Genomic DNA, 24,687 nt, shown 5'->3' with positions numbered 1-24,687 from the left:
GTCAGCCTCCGGTCGTGCCGTAGTTCTCGAGGCCGGCGGCCCGGGCGAGCTCCAGGTCGAGTCCCTCGCGGCGGATGCGCTGGTCGACGTAGAGCAGGACGGTGACGCCGGACTGGAACGGCATGACGATGGTCTGCGCGATGATCAGGCCGATCGCGGGGGCGATCAGCGCGCCCCAGTTGTTCATGCCGCTGCCGTCCTCCAGGGCGTCGAGGCCACCGCTGAAGGCGAGGAGGCTGAGGATCTGGAACGGGGCGACGATCATCGCCGAGATGAAGAAGGCGATCAGGGTGGTGAGGATCGTGATGCCGCAGATCCGCCACCAGGTGTTCTTGACGAGCTTCGAGGAGCGGGCGAACGCCTTGAGGACCGAGCTCTTCTCCAGCATCAGGGCGGGCGAGGCCAGGCTGAACGTGATGCCCAGCCAGATCAGGAGCGGCACCCAGACGAAGACGCCGAGGATGACGAGGCCGACGTTGTCGGTGAGGGCGCCCGGCAGGATCAGGACGGCGCCGAGCAGGACGGCGCCGAGGGCCAGCAGCAGGGTGAGCCCGATCAGGCGCAGCAGCTGGGGGCGGGCCTCGCGCCAGGCGCCGGAGACCGAGGACTGCTGGCCGAGCACGGCGCGGCTGAAGACCATCGTGAGCATCGCGGTGACCACGATCGTTCCGAGGGCCTGGATGAACTGGATCACCGCGGAGGCGCCGAGGGTGCTGCCGAGCGAGTCGAAGACCTCTTCGGGGCCGGCGTCCGGGTCCGCGGCGAAGGTGATGTCGTCCAGCATGAACTTCTGGACGATCACGCTGATGATCTGGACGACGGTGGCCACGACGAGGGTGATCGGCAGGACCGAGCGCCAGTGGGTGCGCATGGTGGCGACGGCGCCGTCGAGGATCTCGCCGAGGCCCAGGGGCCGCAGCGGGATCACACCGGGCTTCGCGGCGGCGGGGCGGCCCCACTGGCCGGGGCCGCCCGGGTAGCCGTACTGGGAGCCGTACTGGCCCGCCTGAGGGGTGCCTGGCTGCTGTCCCCAGCCCGTGGTGGGCTGCGGCTGGGCCTGCGGGGTCTCGGGCGTGGTGCCCGGGCTCGACCACTGACCGGGCGGCGGCTGCTCGGCGGACCACTTCGGGCCGCCGGTGGGCTGCGCGGGCTGTTCGGGCGCTGCGGGCTGCTGCGCGCCGCCGTCGGTGCCCGGCCGCTCGCCGTCGGACGGAGAGGATCCGGGCGAAGCCCAGCCCGGAGAGTCGTTCATCGTCACTCCTTCATGTGCGCCTGCCGCGGCGGGGCGCTGGTCGCTGCCATCGTGCCACGTAGGGGGCCCGAACGGAGTAGGGGGTGGGCGGCGGATCGGGCACGATGGCGGGGCGGGGAGGGCCGGTTCGGGGCGATCCTGACCGGTCGGTCGATCCCGGGCGGTGCTGAGGGGTCTTCGCAGCCCGTACCTTCAATAGTCGACCCGATCGGGGCAGACTGCGTGGAGCTGATCTCCACGCAGGTCCGAGGGTCGATTTCCAGCCCTTTTGGCTGTGGGACAGCTCACCGCCGGGTAACGATTAGCTAATGGGATGATGTCAAGCATGAAGGGACGAGTCCTTGTCGTCGACGACGACACCGCGCTGGCCGAGATGCTCGGCATTGTGCTGCGTGGAGAAGGTTTTGAGCCGTCGTTCGTAGCGGACGGCGACAAGGCGCTGGCGGCCTTCCGGGAGGCGAAGCCCGACCTGGTGCTGCTGGACCTCATGCTGCCCGGAAGGGACGGCATAGAGGTGTGCCGGCTCATCCGGGCCGAGTCCGGCGTGCCGATCGTCATGCTCACCGCCAAGAGCGACACGGTGGACGTCGTCGTGGGCCTGGAGTCCGGGGCCGACGACTACATCGTCAAGCCGTTCAAGCCGAAGGAGCTGGTGGCCCGTATCCGGGCGCGCCTGCGCCGGTCGGAGGAGCCCGCGCCCGAGCAGCTGGCCATCGGTGACCTGGTCATCGACGTGGCCGGGCACTCGGTCAAGCGGGAGGGCGCTTCCATCGCCCTGACCCCGCTCGAGTTCGACCTGCTGGTCGCCCTCGCGCGCAAGCCCTGGCAGGTCTTCACCCGTGAGGTGCTGCTGGAGCAGGTCTGGGGCTACCGGCACGCGGCGGACACCCGCCTGGTCAACGTGCACGTGCAGCGCCTGCGCTCCAAGGTCGAGAAGGATCCGGAGCGCCCCGAGATCGTCGTGACGGTGCGTGGTGTCGGCTACAAGGCCGGACCCAGCTGACGTGCAGTCCGGCACCTCCGGCATGTCCGGCAGGGTCCCGGGCGGCCTCCGCCCGTGGAAGTTGCGCCTCGGTCGGCTGTTCCGGGACCGTGCGTCGAGCAGCCGCGTCCTACGGCTCTTCGTACGGGTGGCCCGTCGGCCGCTGCTTCCGGCTGTCCGCCTGTGGCGGCGCAACATCCAGCTCCGGGTGGTCGCGGCCACCCTGCTGATCTCGCTCGCCGTGGTCCTCGCCCTGGGCTTCGTCGTCATCGCCCAGGTCAGCAGGGGTCTCCTGGAGGCCAAGGAGGAGGCGGCGCAGAGCCAGGCCGCGGGCGGGTTCGCGGTGGCGCAGGAGAAGGCCAACGCCCCGGCCGCGGTGGACGGGCCCGACGCCACCGACAACAAGGTCGGCAGGGATGCCAGTACCTGGATGAACTCCCTGGTCAAGCAGTTGGCCAGTGGGGGTCAGACCGCCTTCGAGGTCGTCGCGCTGGGCGCGGGAACGGGCGACGAGGCGCTGCCGGGGACGCAGGGCGTCAAGGGGGCCCGGGCCTCCGGGAACGTGGACCCGACCGCCAGCGTCCCGCTGGGGCTGCGCCGTGCCGTCAACCATGCCACCGGTGCCTTCAAGACCTTCTCCGAGATCCGGTACACCAGCGGGGACGGGGCGAAGGAGCCCGAGCCGGCGCTGGTCATCGGCAAGCGTCTCTCGGACATCAACGGTGACCCGTACGACCTGTACTACCTCTTCCCGCTCACGCAGGAGGAGGAGTCCCTCAATCTGATCAAGGTCACCATCGTGACCGCGGGTCTGTTCGTCGTCGTCCTGCTCTGCGGGATCGCCTGGCTCGTCGTACGCCAGGTGGTGACCCCTGTGCGGATGGCCGCCGGGATCGCCGAGCGGCTCTCGGCCGGGCGGCTCCAGGAGCGGATGAAGGTCACCGGTGAGGACGACATCGCGCGTCTCGGCGAGGCCTTCAACAAGATGGCGCAGAACCTCCAGAACAAGATCCAGCAGCTGGAGGAGCTGTCCCGGATGCAGCGTCGCTTCGTCTCGGACGTCTCGCACGAGCTGCGTACCCCGCTGACGACGGTACGGATGGCCGCCGACGTCATCCACGACGCCCGGGTCGACTTCGACCCGATCACCGCGCGCTCCGCCGAGCTGCTCGCCGGGCAGCTCGACCGGTTCGAGTCGCTCCTGGCCGACCTGCTGGAGATCAGCCGGTTCGACGCCGGGGCCGCGGCCCTGGAGGCCGAGCCGATCGACCTGCGGGACGTCGTGCGCCGGGTCATCGACGGCGCCGAGCCGCTCGCCGAGCACAAGGGCACCCGGATCCGGGTCCTGGGCGACACCCAGCCGGTCATCGCCGAGGCGGACGCCCGGCGGGTCGAGCGGGTGCTGCGCAATCTGGTCGTCAACGCCGTGGAGCACGGCGAGGGACGCGATGTGGTGGTGCGGCTGGCGTCCGCGGGTGGGGCCGTCGCCGTCGCCGTACGGGACTACGGGGTCGGGCTGAAGCCCGGCGAGGCCACCCGCGTCTTCAACCGGTTCTGGCGGGCCGACCCGGCGCGGGCGCGTACGACCGGTGGGACGGGCCTGGGCCTGTCCATCGCCGTCGAGGACGCCCGGCTGCACGGTGGCTGGCTGCAGGCCTGGGGCGAGCCGGGCGGCGGCTCGCAGTTCCGCCTGACCCTGCCGCGCACGGCCGACGAGCCGCTGCGGGGCTCGCCCATCCCGCTGGAGCCCGAGGACTCGCGGGCCAACCGCGCCAACCGGGCCCGGGCCGCGGCCGAGGCCGCGGGTGGCGCGGCGGAGCGTACGCCCGCGGAGCAGGGCGACCGTTCGTCGATACCGCCGCGCTCGCCCGTCGCCGGTGCGATGCCGGTGCCCGCCGACCCGACGGCCCTGCCGGGGAACGGGGCCAGGGTCGTGGCCCGCCCGGCCGACCAGGCACAACAGGAGGACCGAGCCGATGGACGCTGAGCCCTTGGACGCGCGGGCGGGGCGTGCGCGGGTGCGGCGCCGGCGGCTGCGTACCGTACGGGCGTACGCCTTCGGGGCGGTCGGGCTGCTGCTCGCCGGCTGTGCCTCCATGCCGGACAGCGGTGACATCCGCCCGGTGCAGGCTTCGCAGGGCGTGGACTCGCAGGTGCGGGTGTTCGGCGTACCGCCCGCGGACAAGGCGAGCCCGGCGGAGATCGTCGACGGCTTCCTGGAGGCGATGACCAGCGACGACCCGCAGTTGGAGACCGCCCGGAAGTACCTGACCGAGGCCGCCGCGAAGAACTGGAAGCCCGGCTCGGCCGTCACCGTGCTGTCCTCCGGACTCAACCGGGTTCCCAACCGGGGCGAGAAGGACCCCGAAGGGCCCCGCTGGAAGGTCACCGGCAAGAAGCTCGCGACCGTCGACGAGCACAGCGCGTACCAGCCGCAGACCGGGGCAAGGGAGTACGAGGAGTTCCTCCAGCTCGTCCAGAACGAGGACAAGCAGTGGCGGATCTCGACCCCGCCGAGCGGGCTGGTGCTCAGCGAGTCGGACTTCCAGCGCATCTACATGCCGGTCAACAAGTACTACTTCGCGGGCGGCACGCTCGTCGCCGATCCCGTCTACGTGCGTCAGCGCACCGATCCGGACTCGCGGATGGACCCGACCACGCAGACCGTGCAGTCGCTGCTGGCCGGTCCTTCGCGGTGGCTGGCCCCGGTCGTGGAGTCCAGCTTCCCCACCGGTACGGAACTGAGCCCGGGCACCAAGTCCCTTTCGTACGACGGGCAGAACACGCTGCGCGTGCCGCTCAACGAGAAGGCCGAGAACGTCGCGCAGCCGCAGTGCAAGAAGATGGCCACCCAACTCCTGTACACGGTCAAGGATCTGACGGGCTCCCGGCTGGACCAGGTCGAACTGGTGCGGGCCGGCGGGAAGTCGACGTCGCTGTGCTCGGTGAGCGAGGTGAGCGCGACCGCGATCGCGGGGCGGCCCAAGATTCCCGAGTTCCAGTACTTCGTCGACAACGACAAGCGGCTGGTCCGGATGAAGTTGGACACGAGCAGCGAGGACCAGCAGGCCCGGTTCGAATCGGTGCCGGGGCCGCTGGCCACGCCTCCGGGGTTCAAGGTCAGATCGGCGGCGGTCTCGCACGACGAGCGGCGCGCGGCCGTGATCTCCGAGGACGAGCACGCGCTGTACGTCGTCGCGCTGGTCGGGGGCGGGACGATGCCGCAGCCGTTGCCGATCGGCAAGGGCGGCAAGGCGGCGCTGCTGACCGCGCCGAGCTGGGACGCTTCGGGTGATCTGTGGGTCGCGGACCGGGATCCTCAGGCGCTGGGGCTGTGGCGGGTGCCCGGTGGTGCCGGGACGCCGGAGAAGGTGCAGGTCGCGGGGCTCGACGGGCGAAAGATCGTCTCGTTGAAGGCGTCCGCGGACGGGGCGCGGATCGCGCTGCTGGTGGAGCAGCCCGACGGCAACAAGGTGCTCTACGTGGGGCGGATCGAGCGGCCCGACGGCAAGACGGACTCCTCGGCGGTGTCGGTGCGCGAGCTGCGTCCGGCGGCCCCGCAGATGGTCGACGTGACGGCGATGAGCTGGGCGCCGCGCGGGCGGCTGCTGGTGGTGGGCCGGGAGAACGGCGGCGTGCAGCAGGCCCGCTACATGCTGGCCGACGGTTCGATGGTCGCGGCGAGCCTGCCGGGGGCCACCGGGCTGTCGGAGGTGGCGGTCGCGGCCACGGAGGACGAGGCGAAGCCGAAGCCGGTGGTCGCCTACTCGGAGGACGGCATCGTGTGGCTGCCGCCGGGGGCGCAGTGGCGCACGGTGGCGGGCGGCCGGTCTCCGGTGTACCCGGGCTGACCCGCCCTCGCGGAGCGGGTTGTCCACAGGGGTCGCGGGGTGGTGCCGCGCCCGTCAGTGTGGAGCCGTGCGGGGTTGGTGGCAGGAGTTCGCCGGGCTGGTCCTGCCGGTGGACTGCGCCGGCTGCGGGGCGGTCCGTGTGCTGGTGTGCGCCGAGTGCCGGGATGCGCTGAGCGGGGCCGGGGAGGGGCCGGTGCGGCCGTCTCCGCGGCCCGCGGGGCTGCCGGTGGTACGGGCCGCCGCCGTGTACGAGGGGGCCGTACGGAGCCTCCTGCTGGCCCACAAGGAGCGCGGGGCGCTGCCGCTGGCCGGGGTGCTCGGTGCCGCGCTGGCGGTGGCCGTCGCGGGCGGTGCCGGCCGCGGTGGTGTGTCCGGGCCGGGTGGCGCGGGGGAGGTGGCGTTGGTCCCGGTCCCGTCGGCGCGGCGGCAGGTGCGGGCGCGCGGGCACGATCCGGCGCGCAGGATCGCCCTGGCGGCCGCGGGGCGGCTGCGGCGGACGGGTGTTCGCGCGCGGGTGGCGCCCGTACTGGGGCTGCGGCGGGCGGTGGCGGACCAGGCGGGGCTGGGGGCCCGGCAGCGCCGGGAGAACCTCGCGGGGGCGCTGGCGGTGCGCCGGGGTGCGCGGGCGCTCCTGCCGGACGGGACCCGGATCGTGCTGGTGGACGACCTCGTCACCACCGGGGCGACGCTGGCGGAGGCGGCCCGGGCGGTGCGTGCCGCGGGGCTGGTCACGGGCCCGGGGGCGGCGCTGAGGGCGGCGGTGGTGGCCGCGCCGGCGGACTCGTTCAGACGGATCGAGCGGGTGCCGCGCGTTTGAGCAACTCGTACAGAAGAAAAATCTTGTGAATAGATTCGGAACTGGCGGGGAAGGCCCATCGTTGCAGGTAGTAAGAGGGAACAGCCACTTCGTCGGAAGTACATTCCGGTAGCGGGTGCCGACAACCGCCATAGAGGGATATGTTCGGTTGTAAGGAACTCAGGAGGCTGTCTCTCGACTCCGAAGTCGGTGGGGTGTTGATCTTGCCGATGGGGGAGGAGGAGGTGAAAGTCGCCAAGTCCGAGGCTCCGGCCTTCACCGGAGTCTGGTGCGAAAGGGAGACGCTTCGCCCCGTCGGGTGGAGCTATCCGGGAACGGAGTTCTGCGTGGACATCGTCGTCAAGGGCCGCAAGACCGAGGTGCCCGAGCGGTTCCGCAAGCACGTGGCCGAGAAGCTGAATCCGGAGCGGATCCAGAAGCTCGACGCCAAGGTGATCAGCTTGGACGTCGAGGTGTCCAAGGAGCACAACCCGCGTCAGGCCGACCGTTCCGACCGCGTGGAGATCACCCTGCGTTCGCGGGGCCCGGTGATCCGGGCCGAGGCCGCCGCCGCCGACGCGTATGCGGCGCTGGACCTCGCTCAGGACAAGCTGGAGGCCCGGCTGCGCAAGCAGCACGACAAGCGTTACACCCGCCGCGGCAGCGGCCGGATCTCGGCGGCGGAGGTCGCCGACGTGGTGCCGGGCGTCGCCTCGCTGAACGGCAGCGGCCAGCCGGTGTCCGAGGAGAAGAAGGACGGGGTACCGATCACCCGGATCGGATCCATCGAGGTGCAGGGCGAAGGCCCGCTCATCGTCCGCGAGAAGACCCACTCGGCCGCACCGATGTCGCTCGACCAGGCCCTGTACGAGATGGAACTGGTCGGCCACGACTTCTATCTGTTCGTCGACTCCGAGACGAAGTTGCCCAGTGTTGTCTACCGCCGTCATGCCTATGACTACGGAGTCATCCACGTGAACCCGGACGGTGCCTCCAGCTCGGAGGAGCCGCGGGGCGGCGCCGGTGGCGCGCTCGGCGGCTGAGATCGATCACATCGGTTCGTCGCCCCCGGGCAGGCGCTCAGGCGCCCGCCCGGGGGCATCTGTGTGACGGGTGTACGACGGGTATGCGCCAGGTGGCTCACTTGTGGCCCCCGGGCCGTGGCGCGGGCATGGAATCATGGCGTGCAGTCAACCGGCTGCGGTGTGTGTCCGGTTGGCCCAGCAGCTGAGCACATGCAGGGGGAGGAACGATGGCGGACAGCTTCGGGCCGGTGCGCGGGGACGACGGCGTCGCGGGCTGCCGCGGGACGGACGACCCGGCGCAGGAGACCGCCCGGGAGCCCATCAGGGTGCTCGTGGTCGATGACCACGCGCTCTTCCGGCGGGGACTGGAGATCGTCCTCGCGCAGGAGGAGGACATCCAGGTCGTCGGTGAGGCCGGGGACGGGGCGGAGGCCGTGGACAAGGCGGCCGACCTGCTTCCGGACATCGTGCTGATGGACGTGCGGATGCCCCGGCGCGGTGGGATCGAGGCGTGCACCTCGATCAAGGAGGTGGCCCCCTCCGCGAAGATCATCATGCTGACGATCAGCGACGAGGAGGCGGACCTCTACGACGCGATCAAGGCGGGCGCGACCGGCTACCTCCTGAAGGAGATCTCGACGGACGAGGTGGCCACGGCGATCCGGGCGGTGGCGGACGGCCAGTCGCAGATCAGCCCGTCGATGGCGTCGAAGCTGCTCACCGAGTTCAAGTCGATGATCCAGCGGACCGACGAGCGGCGGCTGGTGCCCGCGCCGCGGCTGACGGACCGGGAGCTGGAGGTCCTGAAGCTGGTGGCCACCGGTATGAACAACCGTGATATCGCCAAGCAGTTGTTCATTTCCGAGAACACCGTGAAGAACCACGTCCGCAACATCCTGGAGAAGCTGCAGCTGCACTCCCGGATGGAGGCCGTGGTCTACGCGATGCGGGAAAAGATCCTCGAAATCCGCTAGGCCGTCCCCGGAAGGGACGGCCTGGCCGGCCCACGGGATGTCCGGCCCGACCGGCAGGACATCCCCAGGGCTCAGAGAGCGGCCAGTTCCGCGGTGACGGCCGCCGCTTCCGCGGGCGAACTCGCGCGTTCGACGCGTACGTCCTCGCAGCCGACCCATTCCGCCGCCTCCCGCAGAGCCAGGGCCATCGCGCCCGCGGCCTTCGGGGAGGTGAGCGAGAGCTGCCGGGCGACCAGGGTGCGGCCCTCGCGGGCCGGGTCGACGCGGCCCTGGAGCCGGCCGCCGGCCAGCAGCGGCATCGCGAAGTACCCGTGTATCCGCTTCGGCTTGGGCACGTACGCCTCCAGGCGGTGCGTGAAACCGAAGATCCGCTCCGTGCGGGGGCGGTCCCAGACCAGGGAGTCGAACGGCGAGAGCAGCGTCGTGCGGTGGCGGCCCCTGGCGGGCTGCGCGAGAGCCGCCGGGTCCGCCCAGGCCGGCTTGGACCAGCCCTCCACCTCGACCGGGACCAGCCCGGAGTCCGCGACCACCGCGTCGAACTGCTCGCCCTTGAGACGGTGGTAGTCCGCGAGGTCGGCGCGGGTGCCGACGCCCAGGGACCGGCCGGCCAGGGCGACCAGGCGGCGCAGGCACTCGCGGTCGTCCAGGTCGTCGTGGAGCAACGCGTCGGGAACGGCCCGCTCGGGCAGGTCGTAGACCCGCTTCCAGCCGCGGCGCTCGCTGCAGACCACCTCGCCGGTGTCCAGCAGCCACTCCACCGCGATCTTGGTCTCGGACCACTCGAACCACTCGCCGCCGTTCTTGGCGCCGCCCAGTTCGGTGGAGGTCAGCGGGCCGTCCGCCTTCAGCCGGTCCAGGACCGCCCGCGTCGAGTGCTGCTTGTCCTCCAGGATGTGCCAGCGGTGGCCGCGTGCCCGGTTGGCCCGGCGGCGGAACGCGAAATGCGGCCATTCCTCGATCGGCAGGATGCAGGCGGCGTGCGACCAGTACTCGAAGGCGTGCCGGTCCGACCAGTACGCCCGCTCGACGGCGTCCCGGCCCACGGCGCCCAGGCGCGCGTAAGGGATCAGCTCGTGCGAGCGGGCCAGGACCGAGATGGTGTCCAGCTGCACGGCGCCCAGGTGGCGCAGGACCCCGCGGACCCCGCCGCGCCGGTCGGGGGCGCCGAGGAAGCCCTGCGCGCGCAGGGCGATGCGCCGGGCGTCGTCGGCGGACAGGGAGAGCGAAGCGGTGCCCGAAGTCATCCCAGCAGACTAGGACGTACCACTGACAGCGGGCAGGTAGGGCAGTCGCGAGGGCAGGCCCAGGTCGGAGGGGAGCAGGGCGCCGACCCAGCAGTCGCGGGCGGTGCCGCGCTGCTCGATGCCGGCCCGCATGACGCCCTCGACCCGGAAGCCGGCCTTCTCGGCCACGGCGCGGGAGCCCGCGTTGCCGACCTCGGCCCGCCATTCCAGCCGGGCGACGCCCAGCTCGGTGAAGGCCCAGCGGGCGACGGCCAGGACCGCCTCGGTCATGTAGCCGTGGCCGCGGTGTTCCTTGGTCGCCCAGTAGCCGATCTCGTGGCTCGCGAAGCCGCCGGTGCCGCGGACGTGTACGCCGACGGACGCGACCAGCGGGCCCCGCGCCCCCAGATGTACGGCGAAGGGCATGGCCGTGCCCTCGCGCCAGCCGGTCGGGGCGATCTCGTTCACGAAGGCGTGCGCGTCGGCGTGCCCGTAGGGGGAGGGGACCACCGTCCAGCGCTGGATGTCGGCGTCCTGCGCCGCGGCGTAGACCTCGTCCTCGTCCGCGGCGGTGAAAGGCCGCAATACCAATCGGTCCGTGCTCAGTGTCGTGGGCTCCATGAACGAATTCTGCTGCCGTCCCGGTGACGGGGGCGAACAATTTTCGGTGATCCCTCCGGGCGATGCGGCACCTTCGGTGTCCCCCGTACGTTCTCAATCCGGGCACCCGTGCCCTCAGGGAAACGGCGGACCTCCCGACGCGGCCACGTCCTCGCTTACGATGGCCGTTGCGGTGGGGCCCACCTGCCGTGCCCGTGTACGTACAGTGCCCAGGCCCGACCGGCAAGGAGACAAACCTCGGTGTCCGTCTTCAACAAGCTCATGCGTGCAGGCGAAGGCAAGATCCTGCGCAAACTGCACCGCATCGCGGACCAGGTCAACTCCATCGAAGAGGACTTCGTCAACCTCTCCGACGCCGAGTTGCGGGCGCTCACGGACGAGTACAAGCAGCGTTTCCAGGACGGCGAGAGCCTGGACGACCTGCTGCCCGAGGCGTTCGCGACCGTGCGCGAGGCGGCCAAGCGCGTTCTCGGCCAGCGGCACTACGACGTCCAGATCATGGGTGGCGCGGCGCTGCACCTCGGCTACGTGGCCGAGATGAAGACCGGTGAGGGCAAGACCCTCGTCGGCACGCTGCCCGCGTACCTGAACGCGCTGTCCGACAAGGGCGTCCACCTGATCACGGTGAACGACTACCTCGCCGAGCGTGACTCCGAGCTGATGGGCCGGGTGCACAAGTTCCTCGGCCTGGAGGTCGGCTGCATCCTGGCGAACATGTCGCCCGCGCAGCGCCGCGAGCAGTACAGCTGCGACATCACCTACGGCACGAACAACGAGTTCGGCTTCGACTACCTGCGCGACAACATGGCGTGGTCCCAGGACGAGCTCGTCCAGCGCGGCCACAACTTCGCCGTGGTCGACGAGGTCGACTCGATCCTCGTCGACGAGGCGCGTACCCCGCTGATCATCTCCGGCCCCGCCGACCAGGCCACGAAGTGGTACGGCGACTTCGCGAAGCTGGTGACCCGCCTGACCAAGGGCGAGGCCGGCCAGCCGCTGAAGGGCATCGAGGAGACCGGCGACTACGAGGTCGACGAGAAGAAGCGCACCGTCGCCATCCACGAGACCGGTGTCGCCAAGGTCGAGGACTGGCTCGGCATCGAGAACCTCTACGAGTCGGTGAACACCCCGCTCGTCGGTTACCTCAACAACGCGATCAAGGCCAAGGAGCTCTTCAAGGCCGACAAGGACTACGTCGTCATCGACGGCGAAGTCATGATCGTCGACGAGCACACCGGCCGTATCCTCGCCGGCCGTCGCTACAACGAGGGCATGCACCAGGCGATCGAGGCGAAGGAAGGGGTGGACATCAAGGACGAGAACCAGACCCTCGCCACGATCACCCTGCAGAACTTCTTCCGCCTGTACTCGAAGCTGTCGGGCATGACCGGTACGGCCATGACCGAGGCCGCCGAGTTCCACCAGATCTACAAGCTCGGTGTCGTCCCGATCCCGACCAACCGCGACCTGGTCCGCAAGGACCAGCCGGACCTGATCTACCGGACCGAGGTCGCGAAGTTCGCCGCCGTCGTCGACGACATCGCGGAGAAGCACGAGAAGGGCCAGCCGATCCTCGTCGGTACGACGTCGGTCGAGAAGTCCGAGTACCTCTCCCAGCAGCTCTCCAAGCGCGGCATCCCGCACGAGGTGCTCAACGCCAAGCAGCACGACCGTGAGGCGACGATCGTCGCCCAGGCCGGCCGCCGGGGCGCGGTCACGGTCGCCACGAACATGGCCGGTCGTGGTACCGACATCAAGCTCGGCGGCAACCCGGACGACCTCGCCGAGGCCGAGCTGCGCCAGCAGGGCCTGGACCCGGAGGAGCACATCGAGGAGTGGGCGCACGCCCTCCCCGCGGCGCTGACCCGGGCCGAGGCCGCGGTCAAGGCGGAGTTCGAGGAGGTCAAGGAGCTCGGCGGGCTGTACGTGCTGGGCACCGAGCGCCACGAGTCCCGCCGTATCGACAACCAGCTGCGCGGTCGCTCCGGCCGACAGGGCGACCCGGGCGAGTCCCGCTTCTACCTGTCGCTGGGCGACGACCTGATGCGTCTGTTCAAGGCGCAGATGGTCGAGCGCGTCATGGCGATGGCGAACGTCCCCGACGACGTGCCGATCGAGAACAAGATGGTGACGCGCGCGATCGCGTCGGCCCAGTCGCAGGTGGAGACCCAGAACTTCGAGACGCGTAAGAACGTCCTGAAGTACGACGAGGTCCTCAACAACCAGCGTGAGGTCATCTACGGCGAGCGCCGCCGCGTCCTGGAGGGCGAGGACCTGCAGGACCAGGTGCGCCACATGATGGACGACACCATCGACGCGTACATCGCGGCCGAGACGGTCGAGGGCTTCGCCGAGGAGTGGGACCTGGAGCGCCTGTGGGGCGCCTTCCGGCAGCTCTACCCGGTGAAGGTCACCATCGAGGAGCTGGAGGACGCCGCGGGCGACCGCGCGGGCATCACCGCCGAGTTCATCGCGGAGTCCGTCAAGGACGACATCCACGAGCAGTACGAGACGCGCGAGAAGACGCTCGGCTCCGAGATCATGCGTGAGCTGGAGCGGCGCGTGGTCCTGTCGGTGCTCGACCGCAAGTGGCGTGAGCACCTGTACGAGATGGACTACCTGCAGGAGGGCATCGGCCTGCGGGCCATGGCCCAGAAGGACCCGCTGGTCGAGTACCAGCGCGAGGGCTTCGACATGTTCAACGCCATGCAGGAGGGCATCAAGGAGGAGTCCGTCGGCTACCTGTTCAACCTGGAGGTCCAGGTCGAGCAGCAGGTCGAGGAGCTGCCGGTGCAGGACGCGGCGCCGTCGCTGACGAAGGAGCCGGTGGGCGCGCGTCCGGAGATCCGGGCGAAGGGCCTGGACGCTCCGCAGCGGCCCGACCGGCTGCACTTCTCCGCCCCGACGGTGGACGGGGAGGGCGGTGTCGTCGAGGGCGACTTCGACAGTGACGTCGCCGGCGGTGACGGTGACGGGATGACGCGGGCGGAGCGTCGCAAGGCGCAGAAGGCCGCGGGCGGGCGTCGCCGGAAGAAGTAACCCTTCGCAGGGTTGCGCGTGAGCTGTCGGCCGGGGCCCCGCGTCGTGCGGTGCGGCGCCGTTGCCGGGGGCGCCGCCCCCGGACCCCCGCGCCTCGAACGCCGGCGGGGCTGAAACGGGCGGCGACAGCTCACGGGCGGGGCCCCTGGATTTCCACCGCCGCGCAGCGCCAGCGGAGGTCCGGGCCCTGTTCGAGGCGGAAGGCCATGGCGGTGAGGCGGTCGCCGGTGGCGATGCGGGCGAAGGCCTCGATGACTCCCGGGCCGGGCGTGAAGCGTCCGCACCGGCGGATCACCGGGCGGAGGCGGTCGCGGAGGGGGTCCGTGGGGGCCAGGGTGATCAGCTGCTGGTAGGCGGGGCCGATGGTGTGGCCGAGGAGCGAGTGGACCGGGCGCAGGCCGCTGACCACCGCGAGGAGGTGTTCGGCGAACCAGTGGTGCGGGCCCTGTCGCAGGGTGAGCGGCGGGCCGGCCGGGCGTCGTGGGTCGCGGCGGCCCGCGGGCCGGGTCCGGGGTCGGCCCGCGGGCCGTCGGCGGCTGCCGTCGTTGCCGGTCATCGTGCCGCGCATCGTGGTGTCCATCGCGAGCTGCCCCCGAACAGGCCGGGCCCGGAGCGGTACCGGGCGGTAACTTGATGGGGATCTTCTACGGCCGCCGCACAGGCTCCGCAACCACGCCGGCGGCCCGCCCGACCACCGGCCCGCTTCACCTATCAGGGTGGGCGGCGGCCGGTCACCGGCCCCGGGCGGCGCCCGTGCGCGTACCCGGGTGGACGGGCGCGGCTCCCGGTCCTGCGCCCCGAAGGGGGACGGAGTCCATCACCCGCCCGGCCGCGCCCGAGTCGTATCCTGAGGGCGTTTCCGACTACCGAAAGCAGCCGGCCATGCGCGTGTACGTCCCCCTGACCCTCCCCGGGCTCGCCGAGGTGCACAAGGCGGGTGAGCTGGGCCCCGCCCCGCTGTTGGCGTACGCCGTCACCGCCGGGCTCCGCGAGTGGTACGTCTCGCAGGACATGGAGGAGCTGGAGTACGCCGCCCTGAACCGGGCCGCCCTCGCCTCCCTGCGGCTGGTCGCCGCGGACGCGGGCGCCCCGCGCCGCCGTGTCGTGGTCGCCTTCGACGTCGACGACAAGGCCGCCACCGCCGCTCCCGGGGACGACGAGGCCGCTCTCGGCCGGGTGACCCTCGGCGCCGCCGTACGGCTCGCCGTGGCCGCCGCCGTGCACGTGGACGCCGATGACGCCGACGAGGACGTGGCGGCCGCCGTACGGGCCCTGGAGGCCGCCGACGGCGGGGACACGGACGCGCAGGACACCGTCGACGCCACCGAGGACCACGAACTGCTGTGGTTCGGCGTGCAGGAGATTCCGGGGCTGCTGAAGTGACCGACACGACCACCGCGGCCACCGCCTCGACGCTCCCGAACCACATCGTCTGGGACTGGAACGGGACGCTCCTCCACGACATCGACGCCGTCATAGTCGCGACCAACGCCTCCTTCGCCGAGCTCGGCTTCGCGCCGATCACCCTGGAGACCTACCGCGACCTGTACGTCGTACCGGTGCCGAAGTTCTACGAGCGCCTCATGGGACGGCTGCCCACCGACGAGGAATGGCTCGTCATGGACGACACCTTCCACCGCCACTACTGGGCCGCCGCAGCGGACTCCGGGCTGGCCGAGGGCGCCCGCGAGCTGCTCCGGGACTGGCAGCTGGACGGGCTCACCCAGTCCCTGCTGTCCCTCGCGCCCCACGACAAGCTCGTCCCCCTGGTCCGCACCCACGGCATCGACCAGCACTTCCTGCGCGTCGACGGCCGCGTCGGCCCCTCCCACACCTCCAAGGCGGGACACCTCGTACGCCACCTGGCCGCCCTGGACGGGACGGGGGTGACGGCGGACCGTACGGTCCTCATCGGAGACGCCGTGGACGACGCCCTCGCCGCCGCCCACGTCGGCGCCCGAGCCGTGCTCTACACGGGTGGCTCGCACAGCCGCAGCAGTCTGGAATCAGCCGGAGTACCGGTCGTCGACAGCCTGGCCGAGGCCGTCCGGACAGCTCGCGAGCTGGCCGGATAGCGACGGGACGGGCCGCTGCACGGACGGCCGGTCACGTCGCCGGCCAGAGTGTCAAAGTTCCACCCCAAGATTTGTACAGATGCAGCGAATGACGTCCTGGGGGTAGGTCGGGATAGCCTTGTACCCGTGATCAGCGCGATAGTCATCGGGGGCACCGAAGCCTCCGGCCTGCGCCCGGCGCACGACCGTGCCCGGGCCTTCGCTGATCCCCGCCCCCGGGACGTACAGCCGATCATGGCTCATTCCCTCCCGGTCGGCTCTCTCGACGGCATAGCGTCGATCCCGAACGGACACCCCGCCTCGCGGCGCTATGTCATTCCTTCCTTCACCTACGTCACGCAATGGCGCGCGACAGGAGCCAGAGGACATGCAGACCAAGCTGGACGAAGCAAAGGCCGAGCTGCTCGCACGGGCGGCCCGGGTAGCTGAGCACAGCCCGGCCGGGGGGCTACTTCCGACTGGGTCCGAGCGGGGAGGCCGTCCAGATCAGGACACGGTGCTCTCCTACCTCCAGCGCTACTACCTGCACACGGCGCCCGAGGACCTCGCGGACCGCGACCCGGTCGATGTGTTCGGAGCCGCGCTCTCGCACTACCGGCTCGCCGAGAACCGGCCGCAGGGCACCGCGAACGTGCGCGTGCACACCCCCACGGTGGAGGAGAACGGCTGGACCTCCAGCCACTCCGTCGTCGAGGTGGTCACCGACGACATGCCCTTCCTCGTGGACTCCGTGACGAACGAGCTGTCCCGCCAGGGCCGCGGCATCCACGTCGTGATCCACCCGCAGGTCGTCGTCCGCCGTGACATCACCGGCAAGCTGATCGAGATCCTCGGCCCCGACTGCGACGCCCACGGCCCCGCCACCGCGCGTCCCCACGACTCCCTCGTCGAGTCCTGGATCCACGTCGAGATCGACCGCGAGACCGACAAGGCCGATCTCAAGCAGATCACCGCCGATCTCCAGCGCGTCCTGTCCGACGTGCGCGAGTCCGTCGAGGACTGGGAGAAGATGCGCGAGGCCGCGCTGCGCATCGCCGAGGGCCTGCCCGACGAGCCCACCGCCCCCGACCTGCGCGAGTACGAGCTCGAAGAGGCCCGTGAGCTGCTGCGCTGGCTCGCCGACGACCACTTCACCTTCCTCGGCTACCGCGAGTACAACCTCGTCGACGGGGACTCCCTGTCCGCCGTGCCCGGTACCGGCCTCGGCATCCTGCGCTCCGACCCGCACCACAGCGGCAAGGAGGACGGCCACCCGGTCTCGCCGTCCTTCAACCGGCTGCCCGCCGACGCCCGCGCCAAGGCCCGCGAGCACCGCCTGCTGGTGCTGACCAAGGCCAACAGCCGCTCCACCGTGCACCGCCCCTCGTACCTCGACTACGTGGGCGTCAAGAAGTTCGACGCCGACGGCAACGTCGTCGGCGAGCGCCGCTTCCTCGGCCTGTTCTCCTCCGCCGCGTACACCGAGTCCGTGCGCCGCGTCCCGGTCATCCGCCGCAAGGTCGCCGAGGTCCTCGCCGGCGCCGGCTTCTCGCCGAGCAGCCACGACGGCCGCGACCTCACGCAGATCCTCGAGACCTACCCGCGCGACGAGCTGTTCCAGACCCCGGTCGACCAGCTCCAGGCCATCGTCACCTCCGTCCTGTACCTCCAGGAACGCCGCCGGCTGCGGCTCTACCTGCGCCAGGACGAGTACGGCCGCTACTACTCGGCGCTGGTCTACCTGCCCCGCGACCGGTTCACCACCGGGGTGCGGCTGCGCCTGATGGACATCCTGCGCGAGGAGCTCGGCGGCATCAGCGTCGACTTCACCGCGTGGAACACCGAGTCGATCCTCTCCCGCATCCACTTCGTGGTCCGCGTCCCGCAGGGCACCGAGCTGCCCGCGCTGACCGACTCCGACGTCGAGCGCATCGAGGGCCGGCTCGTCGAGGCCGCCCGCTCCTGGGCCGACGGCTTCCAGGAAGCGCTGATCGCCGAGTGCGGCGAGGAGCGCGCCGCCGAGCTGCTGCGCCGCTACGGCACCTCCTTCGCCGAGGGCTACAAGGCCGACCACTCGCCGCGCGCGGCCGTCGCCGACCTGATCCACCTGGAGCGGCTCGCCGCCAGCGACCGTCAGTTCGCGCTGTCGCTCTACGAGCCCGTCGGCGCGGGCCCCGGCGAACGCCGGTTCAAGATCTTCCGTACCGGCGACCAGGTCTCGCTCTCCGCGGTCCTTCCGGTGCTGCAGCGCCTGGGCGTCGAGGTCACCGACGAGCGCCCGTACGAGCTGCGCCGCTCCGACCGGGTCAGCGCCTGGATCTACGACTTCGGTCTGCGGATGCCCCTCGCCGGCAACGGGGACAACTACCTCGGCGACGACGCCCGCGAACGCTTCCAGGACGCCTTCGCCGCGGTCTGGCAGGGCGACGCGGAGAACGACAACTTCAACGCCCTCGTGCTCAGCGCCGGGCTCACCTGGCGGCAGGCCGTCGTCCTGCGCGCGTACGCCAAGTACCTGCGCCAGGCCGGTTCCACCTTCAGCCAGGACTACATGGAGGACACCCTCCGCAACAACGTCCACACCACCCGACTGCTGGTCTCGCTCTTCGAGGCCCGGATGGCGCCCGTGCGCCAGACCGCCGGCAGCGAGCTCGTGGACGCCATGCTGGAGGAACTCGACGGGGCCCTGGACCAGGTCGCCTCCCTCGACGAGGACCGCATCCTGCGGGCCTTCCTCACCCTCATCAAGGCCACGCTGCGCACGAACTTCTTCCAGCTCAACGGCGTGGGCGAGCAGCACTCGTACGTGTCGATGAAGTTCGACCCGCAGGCCATCCCGGACCTGCCGGCCCCGCGCCCGGCCTTCGAGATCTGGGTGTACTCCCCGCGCGTCGAGGGCGTCCACCTGCGCTTCGGCAAGGTCGCCCGAGGCGGCCTGCGCTGGTCCGACCGCCGCGAGGACTTCCGTACGGAGATCCTCGGCCTGGTCAAGGCGCAGATGGTCAAGAACACCGTGATCGTGCCGGTCGGCGCCAAGGGCGGCTTCGTCGCGAAGAACCTCCCCGACCCGTCGGTGGACCGCGACGCCTGGCTCGCCGAGGGCATCGCCTCGTACAAGATCTTCATCTCGGCGCTGCTCGACATCACCGACAACATGGTCGCCGGCGAGGTCCTGCCCCCGAAGGGCGTGGTCCGCCACGACGAGGACGACACCTACCTCGTCGTCGCCGCCGACAAGGGCACCGCGACCTTCTCCGACATCGCCAACGGAGTGGCCGAGTCCTACGGCTTCTGGCTCGGCGACGCCTTCGCCTCGGGCGGCTCGGCCGGCTACGACCACAAGGGCATGGGCATCACCGCCCGCGGCGCGTGGGAGTCCGTCAAGCGGCACTTCCGCGAGCTGGGCCACGACACCCAGACCGAGGACTTCACCGTCGTCGGCGTCGGTGACATGTCCGGCGACGTGTTCGGCAACGGCATGCTGCTCTCCGAGCACATCCGCCTGGTCGCCGCCTTCGACCACCGGCACATCTTCATCGACCCGCACCCGGACGCGGCCACCTCCTACGCCGAGCGCCGGCGCCTGTTCGAGCTGCCGCGCTCCTCGTGGGCCGACTACGACACCTCGCTGATCTCGGCGGGCGGTGGCATCCACCCGCGTTCCGCGAAGGCCGTCCCGATCACCGCGCAGGTCCGTGAGGCCCTCGGCATCGAGGCGGGCGTCACCAAGATGACCCCGGCCGACCTGATGAAGGCGATCCTGCAGTCCCCCGTGGACCTGTTGTGGAACGGCGGCATCGGTACGTACGTCAAGGCCACGGCCGAGACGCACGCCGACGTCGGCGACAAGGCCAACGACGCCATCCGCGTCAACGGCTCCGACGTGCGGGCCAAGGTCATCGGCGAGGGCGGCAACCTGGGTCTGACCCAGCTCGGCCGGATCGAGTTCGCCCGCACCGGTGCGGGCGGCGAGGGCGGCAAGGTCAACACCGACGCCATCGACAACAGCGCGGGCGTGGACACCTCCGACCACGAGGTGAACATCAAGATCCTGCTCAACGCGGTCGTCACCGACGGCGACATGACCGTCAAGCAGCGCAACAAGCTCCTCGCCCAGATGACCGACGAGGTCGGCCACCTGGTGCTGCGCAACAACTACGCGCAGAACACCGCGCTCGCCAACGGCGCGGCCCAGGCCCCGAGCCTGCTGCACGCCCAGCAGCGCTACATGCGGCGGCTGGAGCGCGACGGGCTGCTCGACCGGGCGCTGGAGTTCCTGCCCACCGACCGGCAGATCCGCGAGCTGATGAGCAGCGGCAAGGGCCTGACCCAGCCGGAACTGGCCGTGCTGTTCGCCTACACCAAGATCACGGTGGCGGACGAGCTCATCGCCACCGAGCTGCCGGACGACCCGTACCTGCGCCGCCTGCTCTTCGCGTACTTCCCGGCCGCCCTCGCCGAGCGGCTCACCGAGCAGATCGACGCGCACGCGCTGCGCCGGGAGATCATCACCACCATCCTGGTCAACGACACCGTCAACACGGGTGGTTCGACCTTCCTGCACCGACTGCGCGAGGAGAGCGGGGCCTCCACGGAGGAGATCGTCCGCGCGCAGCTCGCGGCCCGCGAGATCTTCGGCCTGGCCGACGTGTGGGACGCGGTGGAGGCGCTCGACAACAAGGTCGCCGCCGACGTCCAGACCCGGGTGCGGCTGCACTCGCGGCGCCTGGTCGAGCGCGGTACCCGCTGGCTGCTCAACAACCGGCCGCAGCCGCTCCAGATCACCGAGACCATCGCCTTCTTCCAGGAGCGGGTGGGCCAGGTCTGGGCCGAGCTGCCGAAGCTGGTGCGCGGCGCCGACCTGGAGTGGTACCAGTCGATCCTGGACGAGCTGACGGGCGAGGGCGTCCCGGAGGAACTGGCCGCCAAGGTGGCCGGCTTCTCCTCCGCCTTCCCGGCGCTGGACATCGTCGCCATCGCGGACCGCACGGGTGCGGACCCGCTGGAGGTCGCCGAGGTGTACTACGACCTCGCCGACCGCCTGGCCATCACCCAGCTGATGGACCGGATCATCGAGCTGCCGCGGTCCGACCGCTGGCAGTCGATGGCCCGTGCCTCCATCCGCGAGGACCTGTTCGCGGCGCACGCGGCTCTGACGGCGGACGTGCTGTCGGTGGGCGAGGGCACGTCGACTCCCGAGGAGCGCTTCAAGGCGTGGGAGGAGAAGAACGCGGCGATCATCGGGCGGGCGCGGACGACTCTGGACGAGATCCAGGGGTCGGACGACTTCGACCTGGCGAACCTGTCGGTGGCGATGCGGACGATGCGGTCGCTGTTGCGCGTGCACAGCTGATCGCGGAGCTGTACCGAACGGGCCGGGCCCGGGACCACAAGGTCCCGGGCCCGGCCCGTTCCTGGGTTTGCTGCCGGGTGCGGCGCCGTTGCGGGGGCGCTGCCCCCGGGCCCCCGCGCCTCAAACGCCGGCGAGGCTGAAAGATTGCCTCAAGCGCCGGCGAGGCTGAAAGGGTGTCTCAAACGCCGGCGAGGCTGAGGGAGCGCCTCAAGCGTCGGCGGGGCTGGATGGAGCGGCCGGGGTGGAGGGGGTGTGGAGATCGGACGTGGTGGCTGTTGCGGTGAGGGTCCATAGGTCGGCGGCTGCTTGCGGGGCTATGGCGTACGCGCGGACGCCGCCGTTGTCCATGGGCTCGGTGGGGGCGGCGATGCGGGCGATGTCGCAGTCCTCCAGGTAGAGGCCTCCGCGGCCGTGGAGGAGGGGGGACGTGGCCGCCCAGAGGCCGGTGGCGGCGCCCTGGGAGGCGGTCTTGAAGTCGGCGCCGATCACGTGCCCGTGCTCGTCCACCCAGCCTCGGTCGATCTGTTCCCGGAGGGTCATCTCCCGCTGGAGGCCTGTGATGATCTTGCCGGGGTGGAGGGCGAACGCCCGAACGCCGTCGCCCCGCCCGAGAACGTCGAGGTGCACGGCGAAGAGGGCGTTGGCGGTCTTGGACTGGCCGTAGGCCAGCCACTTGTCGTAGCCGGTGCGGAAGTGCGGGTCGGGCCGGCGGATGTCCGTCAGGGAGTGCCCGGAGGAGCTGTTCACGACGACGCGCGCACCGTCGGCGGCTGCCAGCAGCGGGTACAGCTCGCAGGTCAGCGCGAAGTGTCCGAAGTGGTTGGTGGCGAGCTGGCTCTCCCAGCCGGGGCCGACGCGTCGCTCGGGGGTGGCCATGACGCCGGCGACGGCCATCAGCAGGTCGAGCCGTGCGACGGAGTCACGGATCCGGGCGGCGGCGGCGCGGACGCTGTCGAGGTCGGCCAGGTCCATCGGGACGACCTCGCAGCCGGGCAGGTCCCCGACGGCGGCGCGGGCGGTCCCCGGCCGGCGTGCCGGGACGATGACCCGGGCCCCGGCGGCGGCCAGGCCCCGCGTGGTCTCCAGACCCAGTCCGGAGTAGCCCCCGGTCACGACGGCGGTGACGCCGGACAGGTCGAGGCCTGCCAGGACGTCGTCTGCGGTGCTGGTGGCGGAGAAGGGCAAGCCGAGCGGATGCTGAGTTGTGGTCATGCCGACGACGCTAGGAACTCGAGTGAGGTCTAGATCAAGTCCGACCTAGGCTGGTCGCATGGTGACCACCGAGACGCGCACGAGGACCCTGGGTATCGGCGAGGTGGCCGAGCGGACCGGCCTCAGTGTGCACGCGCTGCGTTTCTACGAGCGTGAGGGCCTGCTGGTCGGGCCGGTCCGGCGGACCACGGGCGGTCGGCGGCGGTACGCCCCGGTCGATGTCGACTGGTTGCTCATCTGCGTCAAGCTGCGGGAATCCGGGATGCCCCTCGCCGACCTCAAGCGGTTCGCGGAGCTGGTGCGGCAGGGTCCGGGCAACGAGGCCGAACGCCTCGCGCTCCTCGACGTGCACCGGCGGCGCGTCGAGGAGCGGATCCAGGCGTTGGAGGAGTGCCGTTCGGTCATCGCCGGGAAGGTCGGCGTCTACGCCGAGCACCTCGCCCGCGGCGAGGCCGGCGGCCTCTGGGATCCGACGGCACGCCCTAGCGACGGGTGAAGGCGTCGTAGGCGTCGCAGACTTCCTTCGAGGGGCCGTCCATGCGCAGGACGCCGGCTTCCAGCCAGATCGCGCGGTCGCAGGTCTCGCGGACCGTGTTGATGCCGTGGCTGACGAGGAAGACGGTGCCCGCGCGTTCGCGGAGTTCCTCGATGCGGGCCTGGCTGCGGCGCTGGAAGGCGGCGTCGCCGGTGGCCAGGGCCTCGTCGATCATCAGGACGTCGTGGTCCTTGGCGGCGGCGATGGAGAAGCGCAGTCGGGCGCCCATGCCGGAGGAGTACGTGCGCATGGGCAGGGAGATGAAGTCGTTCCGCTCGTTGATGCCCGAGAAGTCGACGATCTCCTGGTAGCGCTCGCGGATCTGCTGCTTGGACATGCCCATCGCGAGACCGCCGAGGACGACGTTGCGCTCGCCGGTCAGGTCGTTCATCAGGGCGGCGTTCACGCCGAGCAAGGACGGCCGGCCGTGCGAGTAGATCCGGCCGTGGGTCACCGGCTGGAGGCCGGCGATGGCGGCCAGCAGGGTGGACTTGCCCGAGCCGTTCGAGCCGATGAGGCCGATGGCCTCGCCCTTGTACGCAGTGAAGGTGACGCCCTTGACGGCGTGCACCTCCTTGACGCCCGCGGGCTCCTTGCGGGAGAAGACCCGGCTGAGCGCGGCGGTGGCCCCGCCCTTGCGGGCGCCGGCGCCGTGGACCTTGTAGACGATGTGGACCCCGTCGGCGATGACGGTCGGTACCCGGGTGTCGGTGGTCGTCGCGGTGTCAGCCACGGCCGTACTCCTCTTCTGCCTTCCAGAACCAGATGAAGCCGCCGACCCCGGCGAGCAGGGCCCAGCCGATGGCGAGGGGCCACACGTGGGGCGGGAGCGAGTGGGCCTGGAAGCTGTCGATCAGCGCGAAGCGCATCAGGTCGATGTAGACGGCCGCGGGGTTGAGCTTGAGCAGTGTCAGCACCCAGTGGTGCGGCAGGTGGTCCGACTTGAGCATCTGGTCGATGGACCACATGACGCCCGAGGAGTACATCCAGGTGCGCAGGACGAAGGGCATCAGCTGGCTGACGTCCGGGCTCTTGCTGCCGATGCGCGCCATGATCATCGCGCAGCCGGCGGCGAAGACGGCCATCAGCATCAGGGCCGGGACGGCCAGGAACCAGGACCAGGCGGGCCGCTGTCCGAAGGCCAGCAGCAGGATGACCAGGGCGCCCATGGTGACGAGCAGCTGCTGGAAGAGCTGGACGACGGTGGAGATGGGCAGGCTGGCGCGCGGGAAGTGCAGGGCGCGTACCAGGCCGCGGTTGCTGTGGACGGAGCGGGTGCCGGCGTTGATGGAGCTGCCGATGAAGTCCCAGACGAAGATGCCGGTGATCAGGAAGGGGACGTAGTCCGGCACGCCGTTGCTGGCCTTCATCACGATGCCGAAGATGAAGTAGTAGACGGCCGCGTTCAGGAGCGGGGTCACCAGGTGCCAGAGCTGGCCGAGCTTCGCCGTGCTGTAGGTGGCCTGCATACGGGCGGTCGCGTACGCGGTCACGAAGTGCCGGCGGTCCCAGAGTTCCGCGATGTAGCGGGGGAGCGTGGGGCGGGCGCCGCTGAGGGTGAGGCCGTGGGCGGCGGCGAGTCGCTCGAGTTCCGCGGAGGGCGGCGCGGGCTCGATCGTGGGTGCGGTCGCGGTGGTCACAGGTTTCGCTTTCGACGGGGGTCAGTACGTCACTGCCGAGGTCGGGACGGGTCCGTATCGTCGCTACGGCGAAGTTAGGGCATGGCGCGTCGGAACGCAACCGTATCGTCGTTACGTGAGCGCGGTTATG

General features: G+C 70.8%; 18 protein-coding genes. 11 read left to right on the top strand and 7 right to left on the bottom strand.

All coding sequences use genetic code 11. The annotated features are described in order from the left end of the window. Window position 1: 1 nt before the first annotated feature. Window positions 2-1,252, bottom strand: coding sequence for a hypothetical protein (locus OG624_RS16765; RefSeq protein ID WP_033224413.1), 1,251 nt, complete (start codon window positions 1,250-1,252; stop codon window positions 2-4). A gap of 313 nt (window positions 1,253-1,565) precedes the next feature. Between OG624_RS16765 and mtrA the strand changes: the two genes are divergently transcribed. The 6 genes from mtrA to OG624_RS16735 all read left to right on the top strand — a co-directional run bounded on the left by mtrA (window position 1,566) and on the right by OG624_RS16735 (window position 8,880). Continuing rightward, complete coding sequence (gene mtrA, locus OG624_RS16760) at window positions 1,566-2,255, top strand: two-component system response regulator MtrA (RefSeq protein ID WP_199810456.1); 690 nt, start codon at window positions 1,566-1,568, stop codon at window positions 2,253-2,255. Between the two features lie 22 nt (window positions 2,256-2,277). Then, window positions 2,278-4,221: an MtrAB system histidine kinase MtrB gene (gene mtrB / locus OG624_RS16755; protein WP_078909565.1), complete on the top strand. Its 1,944-nt coding sequence runs from the start codon at window positions 2,278-2,280 to the stop codon at window positions 4,219-4,221. Continuing rightward, the gene (locus tag OG624_RS16750; RefSeq protein ID WP_033224415.1) at window positions 4,211-6,085 is read left to right on the top strand and encodes an LpqB family beta-propeller domain-containing protein; all 1,875 of its coding nucleotides are present in this window, start codon (window positions 4,211-4,213) and stop codon (window positions 6,083-6,085) included. Before mtrB ends, OG624_RS16750 begins: the two co-directional genes overlap by 11 nt. Before the next feature lie 67 nt (window positions 6,086-6,152). Next, window positions 6,153-6,902, top strand: coding sequence for a ComF family protein (locus OG624_RS16745; protein ID WP_033224417.1), 750 nt, complete (start codon window positions 6,153-6,155; stop codon window positions 6,900-6,902). A gap of 326 nt (window positions 6,903-7,228) precedes the next feature. Next, on the top strand, window positions 7,229-7,924 hold the full coding sequence (gene hpf / locus OG624_RS16740) for a ribosome hibernation-promoting factor, HPF/YfiA family (protein ID WP_033224493.1): 696 nt from the start codon (window positions 7,229-7,231) through the stop codon (window positions 7,922-7,924). A gap of 209 nt (window positions 7,925-8,133) precedes the next feature. Further along, window positions 8,134-8,880, top strand: a complete 747-nt coding sequence (locus OG624_RS16735) for a response regulator (RefSeq protein ID WP_033224419.1) — start codon at window positions 8,134-8,136, stop codon at window positions 8,878-8,880. A gap of 71 nt (window positions 8,881-8,951) precedes the next feature. Here the strand turns inward: OG624_RS16735 and OG624_RS16730 are convergent, their stop codons facing one another. Next, complete coding sequence (locus OG624_RS16730) at window positions 8,952-10,124, bottom strand: winged helix-turn-helix domain-containing protein (protein WP_033224421.1); 1,173 nt, start codon at window positions 10,122-10,124, stop codon at window positions 8,952-8,954. Between the two features lie 9 nt (window positions 10,125-10,133). Further along, entirely contained in the window at window positions 10,134-10,724 is a 591-nt protein-coding gene (locus OG624_RS16725) for a GNAT family N-acetyltransferase (protein ID WP_371639549.1), read from the bottom strand. A 240-nt stretch (window positions 10,725-10,964) separates the two neighbouring features. Here OG624_RS16725 and secA point away from each other — a divergent pair, with 240 nt between their 5' ends. Continuing rightward, the gene (secA, locus tag OG624_RS16720; RefSeq protein WP_033224425.1) at window positions 10,965-13,763 is read left to right on the top strand and encodes a preprotein translocase subunit SecA; all 2,799 of its coding nucleotides are present in this window, start codon (window positions 10,965-10,967) and stop codon (window positions 13,761-13,763) included. Between the two features lie 130 nt (window positions 13,764-13,893). Here secA and OG624_RS16715 read toward each other — a convergent pair whose 3' ends face one another. Next, window positions 13,894-14,319 (bottom strand): Rv3235 family protein, encoded by a 426-nt coding sequence (locus OG624_RS16715; RefSeq protein ID WP_078909567.1) that lies wholly within the window; start codon window positions 14,317-14,319, stop codon window positions 13,894-13,896. A gap of 326 nt (window positions 14,320-14,645) precedes the next feature. Between OG624_RS16715 and OG624_RS16710 the strand changes: the two genes are divergently transcribed. From OG624_RS16710 to OG624_RS16700, 3 genes are all read left to right on the top strand, one after another. Then, window positions 14,646-15,146: a DUF6912 family protein gene (locus OG624_RS16710; RefSeq protein ID WP_371639548.1), complete on the top strand. Its 501-nt coding sequence runs from the start codon at window positions 14,646-14,648 to the stop codon at window positions 15,144-15,146. Beyond that, complete coding sequence (locus OG624_RS16705) at window positions 15,143-15,838, top strand: HAD family hydrolase (protein ID WP_051763663.1); 696 nt, start codon at window positions 15,143-15,145, stop codon at window positions 15,836-15,838. The genes OG624_RS16710 and OG624_RS16705 overlap by 4 nt, the downstream gene beginning before the upstream one ends. A 367-nt stretch (window positions 15,839-16,205) precedes the next feature. Further along, window positions 16,206-21,170 (top strand): NAD-glutamate dehydrogenase, encoded by a 4,965-nt coding sequence (locus OG624_RS16700; RefSeq protein WP_371587858.1) that lies wholly within the window; start codon window positions 16,206-16,208, stop codon window positions 21,168-21,170. A 207-nt stretch (window positions 21,171-21,377) separates the two neighbouring features. On the opposite strand, the gene OG624_RS16695 is transcribed toward OG624_RS16700, so the two are convergent. Continuing rightward, window positions 21,378-22,382 carry an oxidoreductase gene (locus OG624_RS16695; RefSeq protein ID WP_371639547.1) on the bottom strand — a complete coding sequence of 335 codons (1,005 nt, stop codon included), beginning with the start codon at window positions 22,380-22,382 and terminating at the stop codon, window positions 21,378-21,380. Window positions 22,383-22,440: 58 nt separating this feature from the next. On the opposite strand from OG624_RS16695, the gene OG624_RS16690 reads away from it, so the two are divergent. After that, entirely contained in the window at window positions 22,441-22,878 is a 438-nt protein-coding gene (locus OG624_RS16690; RefSeq protein ID WP_033224432.1) for a MerR family transcriptional regulator, read from the top strand. Here OG624_RS16690 and OG624_RS16685 read toward each other — a convergent pair. Both OG624_RS16685 and OG624_RS16680 read right to left on the bottom strand, forming a co-directional pair. Beyond that, the gene (locus OG624_RS16685) at window positions 22,865-23,650 is read right to left on the bottom strand and encodes an ABC transporter ATP-binding protein (RefSeq protein ID WP_033224434.1); all 786 of its coding nucleotides are present in this window, start codon (window positions 23,648-23,650) and stop codon (window positions 22,865-22,867) included. The two genes, OG624_RS16690 and OG624_RS16685, sit on opposite strands and share 14 nt — an antisense overlap. Beyond that, a complete protein-coding gene (locus tag OG624_RS16680) occupies window positions 23,643-24,557 on the bottom strand; it encodes an ABC transporter permease (RefSeq protein ID WP_371639546.1) in 915 nt (304 codons plus the stop codon). The genes OG624_RS16685 and OG624_RS16680 overlap by 8 nt, the downstream gene beginning before the upstream one ends. Window positions 24,558-24,687: the final 130 nt, after the last annotated feature.

The organism is Streptomyces virginiae (assembly GCF_041432505.1).
In the GTDB taxonomy this organism is placed as follows: domain Bacteria; phylum Actinomycetota; class Actinomycetes; order Streptomycetales; family Streptomycetaceae; genus Streptomyces; species Streptomyces virginiae_A.
Note: the sequence above shows the minus strand (reverse complement) of the source record. Positions and strands in the feature narration are given on the sequence as shown.